The following is a 13,169-nucleotide window of genomic DNA, read 5'->3' as shown; positions in this document are numbered from 1 at the left end:
TGCCACGAACCCCCGGGCCGCTCCGGGCGTCGGGGTGACGCCGACCACGGCGTGCGCGGAGCTCCTCGGGTAGTGTCCGGACCCGTGAGCCACGTGACCGCAGCTGACGGAACCCGCATCTGGTACGACGTCCTCGGGCAGGGTGATCCCCTCCTGCTCCTCAACGGACAGTCCCTCGACCACGAGATGTGGGACGGGGTGCACACCGACCTGGCCCGGCACCACAGGGTCGTGCGGATGGACTTCCGGGGGACCGGCGGCAGCGACGCGCCCCTGGACGAGCCCTACACCTTCGGTCTGTTCGTGGACGACGCCCTCGCCGTCCTGGACGCCCTGGGGATCTCCCGTACGCACGTCTACGGGTTCTCCATGGGCGGGAAGGTCGCCCAGACCTTCGCGGCCACCGCACCCGGGCGCCTCGGCGCGCTCGTGCTGGGCTCCACGGCGCCGGGTGGGGGCAACGAGGTCGAACGCCCGAGGTCGGCCACCCTCGCGCTGCGCAGGGCCGGTACGGCCGAGGGGCGCGACATGATCGCCGAACTCTTCTACGGCCCCGAGTGGGCCGCCGCCCACCCCGACACGGTCACCCGCGTCCTGCCGCGCGGACCGCTGCGCGCCCAGCGCCTGCACTTCGGCGCGAGTTCGGGCTACGACGGCTGGGACCTGCTGCCCTCCGTCCAGGCGCCGACCCTGGTCGTGCACGGTGAGGACGACGTCCTCACCCCGGTCGGCAACGCCGCCCTCCTGGCGGAGCGCGTCCCCGGCGCCCGGCTGCTGGTTCTGCCCGGCATGCGCCACGGCTACCTGCACGAGGACGCGGCCAAGGCCACGCACGAGGTGCTGGACTTCCTGGCGGAGCACCCGCTTCCCCAGCAGGACTGACCGTTGGGGCTGACCGGCGGGACCGACCGGCGGGGTCCGAGCCCCGGGCGTGGCCGTTCCCGCTGGCCGGTCCCGCCGGCCGTGCGCTACGGCGCGCCCGTTCCCGCCGACCGGTTCCCCCGGCCGTGCGCTACGGCGCGGGCGGGCCCGGCGGGAAGTCGCTGCGCAGCCTGTCCAGCAGGCGGCGGTCGCGCTTGGTCGGCCTTCCGGCTCCCCGGTCGCGCCTGATGACGGGCGTGGTCGCCTGCGGCGGGGGCGTCGGCGTCCTGTCGGTGTAGCAGCGGGCGGCGATCGGCGCGCTCACGCGCTTCTCGATGACATGACCCACATCGACCGTGCGCGTGGTCCCGTGCAGCCGGACGCGCACCTCGTCGCCGACCTTGACCGTGGTGGCGGGCTTGGCCGGGCGGTCGTTGACGCGCACGTGCCCGCCGCGGCAGGCCTGGGCGGCGTCCGAGCGCGTCTTGGTGAGGCGTACGGCCCACATCCAGCGGTCGACCCGGGTGCTCTCCGGGCCCGACGGCAGGGGCGCCGAGAACTCGTTCACGCCGGTTCCTTCCACTCTCCTGGGACGTTTCCCGCCACTCTAGGCGGCCACCGGTACGAAGTACTCCGAAGTCGCGCTAGAGTTGTCCATGCAGCGAGGTCCTGTGGAGCAGTTAGGAGTGCTCGCCACCCTGTCAAGGTGGAGGCCGCGGGTTCAAATCCCGTCAGGACCGCATGGTGAAGGCCCGGTGTCGTTTTCAGACACCGGGCCTTCGGCGTTCTGCGGCCGACACGGACACAGAAGGGCATGAGGGACCTTGGGTTACCGGTACGCCGTCGAGCGGACCGACCACTCGGCCCTGGCGAGCGGACACGTGCTGCGGTCCGCACCGGGCTTTCCGGGTTTTCCGGTGCGGCTGGCCAGTGAGCTGTTCCAGCGCGCGATGGTGCACACCGGAGGGGAGGCCGTCCGCCTGTGGGACCCGTGCTGCGGCAGCGGGTACCTGGCGACGGTGCTGGGCCTGCTGCACCGGGACCTCCTCACCGGCGTCCGCGCCACCGACGTGGACGCCGAAGCGGTCGCCCTGGCCGCGCGCAACCTGCGGCTGCTGACGGCCGAGGGGCTCGCCGAACGCGAGGAGGAGCTGCGCCGCTCCGCCCGGGACTTCGGCCGCGTGGCCTTCGTGGAGCGCGCCGAGGCCGCCCGCGAGCTGGCGGCGGGGCTGGCCGCCCAGGGCGGCGACCTGCCCCACGAGGCGGCCGTGGCCGACGTGTTCTCCCTGGACGAGGGTGTGGACGCGGACCTGGTGGTGACGGACGTGCCCTACGGCGAGATGACCCGGTGGGAGGGGAACGTTCCCGGCGGCGCGGGGGAGCCGATGCGGGGGCTGCTGGCCTCCCTGGGGCGGGTGCTGCCCGATCACGCCGTCGTGGTGGTGACCGCCCGCACGCGGCGGGTCGTCCTGCCCGAGGGCGTGCGCGCGCTGGAGCGGGTGAAGGTGGGCAACCGGGCCGCGGTGCTGGTGCGCGCCCGCGACATCGTGCCCTAGTTGGACCGACCGGAACCGCTGCTGGTGTGACACGAGGGCCCGGCGAACCTCTGTGGTCACCCAGGCAGCCGGGCCACGGTCTCCGGCCGCGGCGCTTCGTCCACAGGCTGTGGACAACCGTTCGCGCTGACCCGCTCCGCGCGTGGTCTCCGCTTCCTGACCCCGTGTACGGTTCCCCGGCGCGGCACGGGACTGCTGCCTCGGCGATCGGACCCGCCCCCGGCCGCCTCATCCCCGCACGTGGGCGAAGGCCCTCCACGCGTACAGGGCCACCGCCAGGGCGACCGCCGCCAGCAGCACGAAGCCCAGCGTGTAGGCCCCCGTCGCCTGGTACACCGCCCCCATGAGCAGCGGCGGGAAGTAGCCGCCCAGCCCGCCGGCCGCACCCACCAGACCCGTGACCGTGCCGACCCTCGACGGCTCCACCAGCTTGGCCACCAGCGCGAACACGGCTCCGGTGCCCAGTCCCAGCGACAGCGCGATCAGGACGAACGCCGCACCGGCGGGGAACTCCGCGGGCGGGTGCAGGGCCAGCACGACCGCGAACACGCAGGTGCCGACGAACGAGACCAGGCACACCCGCACCGGTCCGATCCGGTCCGACAGGACGCCGCCGACCGGCCGGGCGGCCACGGCGGCCACCGCGAACCCGGCGGTGCGCAGCCCCGCGGCGGTCTGCGCGTAGTCGTAGGCCAGCGTCAGCAGCGTCGGCAGGTAGGTCGAGAAGGCCACGAAACCGCCGAAGGCGACCGCGTACAGCAGCGACGCCTGCCAGGTCGCCCGCAGCCGCACCGCCTCCCCCATGCGCGGCAGCGCGGGCTCCGTGCGCGGCCGCCACTCCGGTGAGTCCCGGCACAGCAGCCACATCACCACGCCCATGGCCGCCAGCGCGACACACAGCAGCAGGTGGGTGGTGAACAGCCCCACCGAGTCCACCAGCCAGGGGGTGAGGAAGGACGACAGGGCGGTGCCGCCCATCCCCGCGCCGAACACGCCCGTCGCGAACCCGCGCCGGTTCGCCGGGTACCAGGCGTTCACGAACGGGATGCCGACCGCGAACGACGTGCCGGCGACGCCCAGGACGAAGCCCCACAGCAGCAGCATCCCGTAGGAGTCCCCCGACACCCCCACCAGGAACGTCGGCACGATGCTCGCGAAGCACAAGGCCGTGAACATCAGCCGTCCGCCGTAGCGGTCGGTCAGCGCGCCCACGGGGATGCGCCCCAGCGCCCCCACCAGCACCGGGAAGGCCACCAGGATCGAGGTCTGCGTGGGCGTCAGCCCCAGGTTCTCGGTGTAGGTGCGCGACAGGGGACCGATGAGGTTCCACGCCCAGAAGGTGAGCGTGAACGCCGCCGTGGCCAGCGCGAGGTTGCCGCCCGCCGTGCCGCGGCGCGACACCCTTCTCCCCGATTCCGTACGCATCCGCGCGCCCCTTCCTCCGCCGTTCCATGCGATTGTCACCCGATCCGGTGTGGGATGCGTCTTTTTCACGCCGGAGAAGGCATATTTGTTGGCGGAATGCAGTGGGTTCTGGCCCGGCGTCCCCGCTGGGGGCCAAGGAACGGTAAATGAGGTGTTGTCCGTATGGCGGCGGAAAGCAAAAAAGGCGGCGCGGGGAACGCCCTTCTGGCGCTGGGTAACCACCTCACCCGATCGGAGCCGCTGGACGGCGACCGCGCCCAGGTCAGGAAGGGCGGACGCCAGGGCGACTCCTTCTACCGCGACCGGTGGAGCCACGACCGCGTGGTCCGTTCCACGCACGGCGTGAACTGCACGGGATCGTGTTCCTGGGACGTTTACGTCAAGGACGGAATCATCACCTGGGAAACGCAGGCCACCGACTACCCCTCCGTCGGTCCGGACCGTCCCGAATACGAACCGCGCGGATGCCCGCGCGGCGCCGCATTCTCCTGGTACACCTATTCGCCGACCCGTGTCCGCTACCCCTACGCGCGCGGCGTCCTCGTCCAGATGTACCGCGAGGCGCGCGCCCGCCTGGGCGACCCGGTGGCGGCCTGGGAGGAGATCACCACCGACCCCGACAGGCGCGGCCGCTACCAGCGGGCGCGGGGCAAGGGCGGCCTGGTCCGGATCACCTGGGACGAGGCCCTGGAGATCGTCGCCGCCGCGCACGTGCTCACCATCCGAAGGTACGGACCGGACCGCATCGCCGGGTTCTCCCCGATCCCCGCGATGTCGATGGTCTCCCACGGCGTGGGCGCGCGCTTCGTGAACCTGCTCGGCGGCTCCATGCTGTCCTTCTACGACTGGTACGCCGACCTGCCCGTCGCCTCGCCGCAGGTGTTCGGCGACCAGACCGACGTCCCCGAGTCCGGTGACTGGTGGGACGCCGCCTACCTGGTGCTGTGGGGCTCCAACGTCCCCGTCACCCGCACCCCCGACGCCCACTGGATGGCCGAGGCCCGCTACCGGGGCCAGAAGGTGGTGGTCGTCTCCCCGGACTACAGCGACGCCACCAAGTTCGCCGACGAGTGGCTGGCACCCCACCCGGGCACGGACGGGGCCCTGGCGATGGCCATGGGGCACGTGATCCTCAAGGAGTGGTTCGTCGACCGCACCACGCCGCGCTTCGACGACTACGTGCGCCGCTACACCGACCTGCCGTTCCTGGTGGCCCTCGACAGCCGCGACGGCCGCCTCGTCCCCGACAAGTTCCTCACCGCCGCCGACCTGGGGGACACGGGGGAGAACGCCGAGTGGAAGCCGGTGTTCTGGCCGGAGGGCGAGGACGCCCCCGTCGCGCCCAACGGCACCGTCGGCCACCGCTGGGGCGAGGCCGGGACCGGCCGGTGGAACCTGGACCTGGAGGGCCGCGTCCCCGCCCTCACCCTCTACGCGGAGGGCGGGGAGGCCGCCGAGGTCGCCCTGAACCGCTTCGACAACCCCGGCGGCGCGGCCGAGGTCCTCACCCGCGGCGTCCCGGTCCGCAGGGTCGGCGGACGCCTCGTCACCACCGTCTTCGACCTGGTCCTAGCCCACTACGGGGTGCGCCGGCACGACCTGCCCGGCGTCTGGCCCACCGGCTACGACGACGCCGCCGAGCCCTGCACACCCGCCTGGCAGGCCGAGCTCACCGGGGTCCCCGCCGACCGGGCGGCCCGCATCGCCCGCGAGTTCGCCGACACCGCCGAGGAGTCCGGCGGCCGGGCCATGATCATCCTCGGCGCGGGCACCAACCAGTGGTTCCACGGCGAGAACGCCTACCGCGCCTTCCTGTCCCTGCTGCTGCTCACCGGGTGCCAGGGCGTCAACGGCGGCGGCTGGGCCCACTACGTCGGCCAGGAGAAGTGCCGCACCTCCGCCGGGTGGGCCGCGTTCGCCTCCGCCGCGGACTGGACCCGGCCGCAGCGCTTCATGGCCGGAACCTCCTACTGGTACCTGCACACCGACCAGTGGCGTTACGACACCTACCGCGCCGACGCCCTCGCCTCGCCGCTCGGCCCGGGACGGGTGCGCGGACAGCACACCGCCGACCTGGTCGCCGCCTCCGCCCGGATGGGGTGGATGCCCTCCTACCCGACCTTCGACCGCAACCCGATCGAGCTGGGACGCGAGGCGCGCGAGCGCGGGCAGGACCCCGCGGAGTACGTCGCCGACCAGCTCCACAGCGGCGGCCTGCGCTTCGCCGCCGAGGACCCCGACGCCCCCGAGAACTGGCCCCGGGTCCTCACCGTGTGGCGGTCCAACCTGTTCGGCTCCTCGGCCAAGGGCAACGAGTACTTCCTCAAGCACCTGCTCGGCACCCGCTCCAACCTGCTGGCCGAGCCCGCCGGGCCGGGGGACCGGCCCGCCGACGTCACCTGGCGCGAGGACGTCCCCGAGGGCAAGCTCGACCTGCTGCTGTCCATCGACTTCCGGATGACCAGCACGACCCTGCTGTCCGACGTCGTGCTGCCCGCCGCGACCTGGTACGAGAAGCACGACCTGTCCACCACGGACATGCACCCCTTCGTGCACTCGTTCAACCCGGCCATCGACCCGCCCTGGGAGACCCGCACCGACTTCGACGCCTTCCACGCCCTGGCCAGGACGTTCAGCGCCCTGGCCGCCGACCACCTGGACGAGGTCACCGACCTGGTGGCCGTCCCCCACCAGCACGACACCCCCGGCGAGCTCGCCCAGCCGCACGGCGTCCCGCCGGACTGGAAGGCGGACGGCACGCGGCCCGTCCCCGGCCGGACCATGCCCGCCGTCGTGCCCGTACGCCGCAACTACTCCGAGGTCGCGCAGAAGCTGGCCGCCCTGGGGCCGCTGGCCGAGTCCCGGGGGCTGCCGGTCAAGGGCGTGTCCTTCACCCCGGACCTGGAGGTGGAGTGGCTGCGCCAGCGCAACGGCGCCGTCCGGGGCGGGGTCGCCGACGGCCGCCCGTCCCTGGACACCGACGTCAAGGCCTGCGAGATGATCCTGGCCCTGTCCGGCACCAGCAACGGCCGCCTGGCCGCGCAGGGCTTCCGGCTCCTGGCCGAGCGCACCGGCACCGACATGGACGAGCTGATCCACCAGGCCGCAGAGCGCCGGGTGGTCTTCTCCGACGCGAGCAGGGGGCCCACGACGGTGGGCACCAGCCCGGAGTGGTCGGGCAAGGAGGCCCCCGACCGCCGGTACTCGCCGTTCACCATCAACGTCGAGCACGACAAGCCCTGGCACACCCTCACCGGCCGCCAGCACTTCTACCTCGACCACGACTGGATGCACGAGTTCGGCGAGGCCCTGCCGGTCTACCGGCCGCCGCTCGACATCAGCCGCCTGTTCGGCGAGCCGCGTCTCGGTCCGACCAGCCAGCGCGAGGTGGTCGTGCGCTACCTGACCCCGCACTCCAAGTGGTCGATCCACTCCGAGTACCAGGACAACCTGCTGCTCCAGACCCTCTCCCGCGGCGGCCCCACGATCTGGATGAGCCCCGCCGACGCCGAGGCGATCGGCGCGGCCGACAACGACTGGGTGGAGGCGGTCAACCGCAACGGCGTCGTGGTGGCGCGGCTGGTGGTCTCCCACCGGATGCCCGCCGGGACCGTGTACATGTACCACGTCCAGGAGCGCACCATCGACGTGCCCAAGTCCGAGACCACCGGCAGGCGCGGCGGCATCCACAACTCGCTCACGCGCCTGCTGGTCAAGCCCACCCACCTCATCGGCGGCTACGCGCAGCTCACCTACGCCTTCAACTACCTCGGCCCGACCGGCAACCAGCGCGACGAGGTCACCGTCGTGCGCAAGCGGACCACGGAGGTGCGTTACTGATGGCACAGGCCCACGGCAGCGGGGACGGGACCGGCGGCTCCGGAGGGGAGCGGCCGATAGGCAGGGTCATGGCGCAGGTCGCCATGGTGATGAACCTGGACAAGTGCATCGGCTGCCACACGTGCTCGGTCACCTGCAAGCAGGCCTGGACCAACCGCAGCGGCGTCGAGTACGTGTGGTTCAACAACGTCGAGACGCGGCCCGGACAGGGCTACCCGCGCACCTACCAGGACCAGGAGCGCTGGAAGGGCGGCTGGGTCCTCGACGCCAGGGGGCGCCTCAAGCCCCGCGCGGGCGGGCGGCTCAAGCGGCTGTCCACCATCTTCGCCAACCCGGTGATGCCCTCCCTCCAGGACTACTACGAGCCCTGGACCTACGACTACGAGACGCTGACCAACGCGCCCCTGGGGGACGACTTCCCGGTGGCCGAGCCGCGGTCGGCGCTCACCGGCGAACCCATGAAGGTCAGCTGGAGCGCCAACTGGGACGACGACCTCGGCGGCGGGCCCGAGCTGACCCGCCAGGACCCGATCGTGCGCAGGCTCGGCGACAAGGTGCGGTTCTCCTTCGAGGAGACCTTCATGTTCTACCTGCCGCGCATCTGCGAGCACTGCCTCAACCCCTCGTGCGTGGCCGCCTGCCCCAGCGGAGCCCTGTACAAGCGGGTCGAGGACGGCATCGTCCTGGTCGACCAGGACCGCTGCCGGGGCTGGCGCATGTGCGTCACCGGCTGCCCGTACAAGAAGGTCTACTTCAACCACAAGACGGGCAAGGCCGAGAAGTGCACGTTCTGCTATCCGCGGGTGGAGGTGGGCATGCCCACCGTCTGCTCCGAGACGTGCGTGGGGCGGCTGCGCTACCTGGGCGTGGTCCTCTACGACGCCGACCGGGTCCGCGAGGCGGCGTCGGTGGCGGACGAGAGGGACCTGTACCGCGCCCAGCTCGACGTGTTCCTCGACCCCTCCGACCCCGCCGTGCGCGCCGCGGCCCAACGCGACGGCATCCCCTACCGCTGGGTGGAGTCGGCCGTCCGCTCCCCGGTCTACGCGCTGGCCAAGCGCTTCCGGGTGGCGCTGCCACTGCACCCGGAGTACCGCACGATGCCGATGGTCTGGTACATCCCGCCGCTGTCCCCGGTGGTGGACACGCTCTCCTCCACCGGGCACGACGGCGAGGACGCCGACAACCTCTTCGCCGCCATCGACACCCTGCGCATCCCCGTGGAGTACCTGGCCGAGCTGTTCACCGCGGGCGACACCGGCCCCGTGGACCTGGTCCTGCGGCGGCTCGCGGCCATGCGTTCCCACATGCGCCGGATCAACCTGGGCCGGGAGCGCGACGACTCCATCGCCGCCTCCGTCGGGATGACCGGCACCGAGATCGAGGACATGTACCGGCTCCTGGCCCTGGCCAAGTACGACGAGCGCTACGTCATCCCCACCGCCTACGGGGTGGACGAGGCCGACCGCGGGGTCATCGACGAGGTCGGGTGCAGCCTCGACTTCGAGGGCGGGCCGGGCATGGGCGGCATGGGCGGGAGCGTGCCCTTCGGCGAGGCCTCCGGGCAGCCCGAGGCCGCGACCGTGGAGAACTTCCACGCCCTGCGCACCCGCCAGACCAGCGACGCCCAGGCGGACACGAGCGGCCGGGTCAACCTCCTCAACTGGGACGGCAACGGCCGCCCCGCAGGGCTCTTCCCACCCCGACGGGGTGGCGACGACGACGGCGGTGGCGGCGACGCCGCACCGCGGAAGAGGGGGAGAGGATGAGCACCACCGCTGACGCCGACGGAGCTGGCGGGACGGTACGGAGCGGCACCGGGTGGCTGGGAGCGGCGCGCACCATCCGCCGGGCGCACCGCGTGGCGGTCACCCACCAGTCCGCCTCGGTCCTGCTCGGCTATCCCGACCAGGTCTTCTTCGAACGCCTGCCGCTGGTGGCCCGCGCGGTCGCCGAGCTGCCGCGGGGAGGGGTGCGCGCGGCGCTCCAGGAGTTCTGCGACCACGCCTCCACCGCCTCCGAGCTGGAGCTGTGCGAGCACTACGTGGACGTGTTCGACCTGCGCAGGCGCAGGACCCTGTACATGACCTACTACACCGACGGCGACACCCGCCGCAGGGGGCACGCCCTGGCCGAGGTCAAGCGCGTCTACGCCGAGGCCGGGTGGCGGGTGGAGAACCGCGAGCTGCCCGACCACCTGGCGGTGGTCCTGGAGTTCGCGGCCCGGGGGGACGCGCGCGCGGGCGAGGCCCTGCTGCTGCGCTTCCGGCCGGGCCTGGAGCTGATGTCGCGGACCCTGCACGACCACGGCACCCCGTACGCGCGGATCGTGGACGCGGTCCGCATGACCCTGCCCGCGCAGGACCGCGGGGACCTGGAGCTCGTGCGCAGGCTCGCGGCCCAGGGGCCGCCCGCCGAGGACGTGGGCCTGGAACCGTACGGGGTGCGGGCGCCGCGGCCGCGGACCGAGGCCCCCGGCCGCGACGGGGAGGAGCGGTGAACGGGTACGGCGCACTCGACCTGCTGCTGTGGGGCGTGCTGCCCTACGCGGTCCTGGTCCTCGTGGTGGGCGGTCTCGTCTGGCGGTACCGGTACGACCGGTTCGGCTGGACCACCCGCTCGTCCGAACTGTACGAGTCCAGGCTGCTGCGGATCGGCAGCCCGCTGTTCCACGTCGGCCTGCTCCTGGTGATCGGGGGCCACGCGGTGGGGCTGCTCGTGCCCGAGGGCTGGACCCGGGCGCTCGGGGTGTCCGACACCGTCTACCACGTCACCGCCCTGTCGCTCGGGCTCGTGGCGGGGGTGTGCACGCTCGGCGGGATCGCCCTGCTGATCTGGCGCCGCCGCACGACGGGCCCGGTGTTCAGCGCCACCACGCGCAACGACAAGCTCATGTACCTGGTGCTGGTCCTGGCCATCGTCACCGGGCTGGGCATGACCGCCTACTTCGCCGGGGTGGAGGTGGCGGGCGGACACACCCAGGACTACCGGCGGACGGTGTCGCCGTGGTTCCGCTCCATCTGGGTGCTCCAGCCCGACGTCGCGGCGATGTCGGGGGCCGAGGCCCCGTACAAGCTGCACGCCCTCGTAGGCCTCGGGCTGTTCGCCCTGCTGCCCTTCACCCGCCTGGTGCACGCGTTCAGCGCGCCGGTCGGCTACCTCTTCCGCCCCTACGTCGTCTACCGCACGCGGGACCGGTACCCGACCGCCGCAGGGCAGGCGGAGCGGCCCGCCCGCCGGGGCTGGTGACCCGGCCGCCCGCGCGGTCCGGGAGGCTCGCGGGCCTCCCAGATCACGGACGATGACCGCGCGACCGGGGTGTGCGCGACGGTTATGTGTGGGAACGTGGTCATTGGCCCGCGCACACCGCGTGCGCGAACACGGGGAGTGGGAGAGAGTGCCATGGACCTGACGGTCGTCGACGTTCCGGAACGCTCGCGCTACGAGGTGAGCGTCGACGGGGCGGTGGTGGGGTTCTCCGCCTACCACCTGATCGACAAGGGCGTGTACGCCCTGCCGCACGTGGAGGTCGACCCCTCCTTCGAGGGCAAGGGGGTGGCGAGCCGCCTCATGCGCGACTCCCTGGACCACATCCGCTCGCGCGGGCTCAAGATCGTGCCGATCTGCCCGTTCGCGCAGGCCTACCTCAAGAAGAACCCGTCCTACGCGGACCTGGTCCACGAGGGCTGAGCCCGCGGGTCCGCGCGGGGCACTCCGGGGCGGCTCCGCGGGCCGGAGGCGAATAACGGGAACATCACCATCCGGGCACGGCGTGTCCCGGATGGTGATTCCGTGCACTTCACGGGTATGTGGGGGCGGTTGTCCTCTTACGGAGCAAAGGAGCCCCGCCCCGTGTTGCCTGCCGACCAAGCCCCCACCCTGGATGCGCGCCTGACCGACGCGATAGCCACGTTCAACAACGACTTCTTCTGGTCCTGGATCCTGATCCCGCTGCTGGTGGTGGTGAGCGTCTACCTCACCATCCGGACGGGAGCCGTCCAGTTCCGGATGCTCCCGGAGATGTTCCGGGTGCTCAGGAGCAAGCCCGAGACCGCTCCCGACGGGGGCAGGGCCGTCTCCTCGCTCCAGGCGTTCATGATCTCGGCCGCGGCCCGCATCGGCACGGGCAACATCGTCGGCGTGGCCGTCGCCATCTCCCTGGGCGGTCCGGGCGCCGTCTTCTGGATGTGGGCGATGGCGATCCTGGTCGCCGCGGCCAGCTTCGTCGAGTCCACCCTGGCCCAGCTCTACAAGGTCCGGGACTCCACCGGCTACCGGGGCGGCCCGGCCCACTACATGGAGAAGGGCCTGGGGCAGCGCTGGATGGGCGTGCTCTTCGCGATCGTCCTCATCCTGACCTTCCCCATGGTCTTCAACGCCGTGCAGAGCAACACCATCGCCGGGGCCGTCACCAACTCCGCCGAGAACCTGAACGTGGGCTCGGGCCTTGGCCTGTCGGCCGTGGTCGGCCTCCTGCTCGTCGTGGTCACCGCGCTGGTGATCTTCGGCGGCGTCCGCAGGATCGCGCAGACCGCCCAGGCCCTGATCCCGGCCTTCGCGCTGATCTACCTGATCATGGGCGTCATCATCGTGGGGATGAACATCGAGCAGGTCCCCGGAATGTTCGCGCTCATCTTCGAGCACGCCTTCGGCGTCCGCGAGTTCGCCGCCGCCGGTCTGGGCACGGTGATCATCCAGGGCGTGCGCCGGGGCATGTTCTCCAACGAGGCGGGCCTGGGATCGGCCCCCAACGCCGCGGCCAGCGCCGCGGTCACCCACCCCGCCAAGCAGGGTCTGGTGCAGACCCTCGGCGTCTACTTCGACACCCTCGTGGTCTGCTCCGTCACGGCCTTCATCATCCTCATCGGCTACGAGAGCGGTTCCGTGCGGGAGCTGGAGGGCGACCTCACCCAGATCGCGGTCACCGAGGCGCTGGGCCCCTGGGCGCTGCACCTGATGACGCTGATCATCCTGCTGGTCGCGTTCACGTCGGTGCTGGGCAACTACTACTACGGCGAGTCGAACCTGGAGTACCTGACCGCCGACCGGCGCGTCATGCTCGGCTACAAGATCGTCTTCCTCGTGGCCAGCTTCCTCGGCTCGCTGGGCTCGATCGACCTGGTCTGGACGCTGGCGGACACGACCATGGGCATGATGGCGCTGATCAACCTCGTGGCCATCGCACCGCTGGCCGCGATCGCGGCACGGGTGCTCAAGGACTACAACGACCAGCGGCGCCAGGGCATCGACCCCGTGTTCACGCGGGACCGGCTGCCCGACCTGCGCGGCGTGGAGTGCTGGGAGCCCAGGGAGAGGGAGACGGCTGCCGAGTCCGACCGGGCCTGAGGGCCGCGGGACGGAGCCGGGACCCGTGCTCCGCCCGGCCCCCGGCCGTCCCGGGCTCCGGCCGGGGTTCTGATCCGTCCGTCGGCGGGGCGGGGGGTTGTAGCATCTCCCGCCCCACCGGCGTCTTCAACGGGGCATTCA

Annotated in this window: 10 protein-coding genes and 1 tRNA gene; 9 read left to right on the top strand and 2 right to left on the bottom strand. The window is 72.1% G+C overall.

Going from position 1 to position 13,169, the window contains the following annotated elements:
- Positions 1–84: 84 nt before the first annotated feature.
- A complete protein-coding gene (locus ACSIH6_RS24070) occupies positions 85–882 on the top strand; it encodes an alpha/beta fold hydrolase (protein WP_488186022.1) in 798 nt (265 codons plus the stop codon).
- A 130-nt stretch (positions 883–1,012) separates the two neighbouring features.
- Here the strand turns inward: ACSIH6_RS24070 and ACSIH6_RS24065 are convergent, their stop codons facing one another.
- Positions 1,013–1,429, bottom strand: coding sequence for an RNA-binding S4 domain-containing protein (locus ACSIH6_RS24065; protein WP_435110571.1), 417 nt, complete (start codon positions 1,427–1,429; stop codon positions 1,013–1,015).
- A 97-nt stretch (positions 1,430–1,526) separates the two neighbouring features.
- Here ACSIH6_RS24065 and ACSIH6_RS24060 point away from each other — a divergent pair.
- Together ACSIH6_RS24060 and ACSIH6_RS24055 are read left to right on the top strand one after the other, a co-directional pair.
- Positions 1,527–1,601, top strand: a tRNA-Asp gene (locus ACSIH6_RS24060).
- An 84-nt stretch (positions 1,602–1,685) separates the two neighbouring features.
- Positions 1,686–2,417 (top strand): rRNA methyltransferase, encoded by a 732-nt coding sequence (locus ACSIH6_RS24055; RefSeq protein ID WP_435110570.1) that lies wholly within the window; start codon positions 1,686–1,688, stop codon positions 2,415–2,417.
- 228 nt (positions 2,418–2,645) lie between these two features.
- On the opposite strand, the gene ACSIH6_RS24050 is transcribed toward ACSIH6_RS24055, so the two are convergent.
- Positions 2,646–3,842 carry an MFS transporter gene (locus tag ACSIH6_RS24050; protein WP_435110569.1) on the bottom strand — a complete coding sequence of 399 codons (1,197 nt, stop codon included), beginning with the start codon at positions 3,840–3,842 and terminating at the stop codon, positions 2,646–2,648.
- 162 nt (positions 3,843–4,004) lie between these two features.
- Between ACSIH6_RS24050 and ACSIH6_RS24045 the strand changes: the two genes are divergently transcribed.
- The 6 genes from ACSIH6_RS24045 (at position 4,005) to ACSIH6_RS24020 (ending at position 13,028) form a co-directional block, all read left to right on the top strand.
- On the top strand, positions 4,005–7,682 hold the full coding sequence (locus ACSIH6_RS24045; RefSeq protein WP_435110568.1) for a nitrate reductase subunit alpha: 3,678 nt from the start codon (positions 4,005–4,007) through the stop codon (positions 7,680–7,682).
- Positions 7,682–9,451: a nitrate reductase subunit beta gene (gene narH, locus ACSIH6_RS24040; RefSeq protein ID WP_435110567.1), complete on the top strand. Its 1,770-nt coding sequence runs from the start codon at positions 7,682–7,684 to the stop codon at positions 9,449–9,451. Before ACSIH6_RS24045 ends, narH begins: the two co-directional genes overlap by 1 nt.
- Positions 9,448–10,182 (top strand): nitrate reductase molybdenum cofactor assembly chaperone, encoded by a 735-nt coding sequence (narJ, locus tag ACSIH6_RS24035; RefSeq protein WP_435110566.1) that lies wholly within the window; start codon positions 9,448–9,450, stop codon positions 10,180–10,182. Before narH ends, narJ begins: the two co-directional genes overlap by 4 nt.
- Positions 10,179–10,931, top strand: coding sequence for a respiratory nitrate reductase subunit gamma (narI, locus tag ACSIH6_RS24030; RefSeq protein WP_061081586.1), 753 nt, complete (start codon positions 10,179–10,181; stop codon positions 10,929–10,931). Before narJ ends, narI begins: the two co-directional genes overlap by 4 nt.
- 153 nt (positions 10,932–11,084) lie before the next feature.
- On the top strand, positions 11,085–11,372 hold the full coding sequence (locus tag ACSIH6_RS24025; RefSeq protein ID WP_248772533.1) for a GNAT family N-acetyltransferase: 288 nt from the start codon (positions 11,085–11,087) through the stop codon (positions 11,370–11,372).
- 162 nt (positions 11,373–11,534) lie between these two features.
- A complete protein-coding gene (locus tag ACSIH6_RS24020; protein WP_435110565.1) occupies positions 11,535–13,028 on the top strand; it encodes an alanine/glycine:cation symporter family protein in 1,494 nt (497 codons plus the stop codon).
- Positions 13,029–13,169 lie beyond the last annotated feature (141 nt).

It is taken from the genome of Nocardiopsis synnemataformans (assembly GCF_965343085.1).
GTDB classification, from domain to species: Bacteria; Actinomycetota; Actinomycetes; order Streptosporangiales; family Streptosporangiaceae; genus Nocardiopsis; species Nocardiopsis alborubida.
Note: the sequence above shows the minus strand (reverse complement) of the source record. Positions and strands in the feature narration are given on the sequence as shown.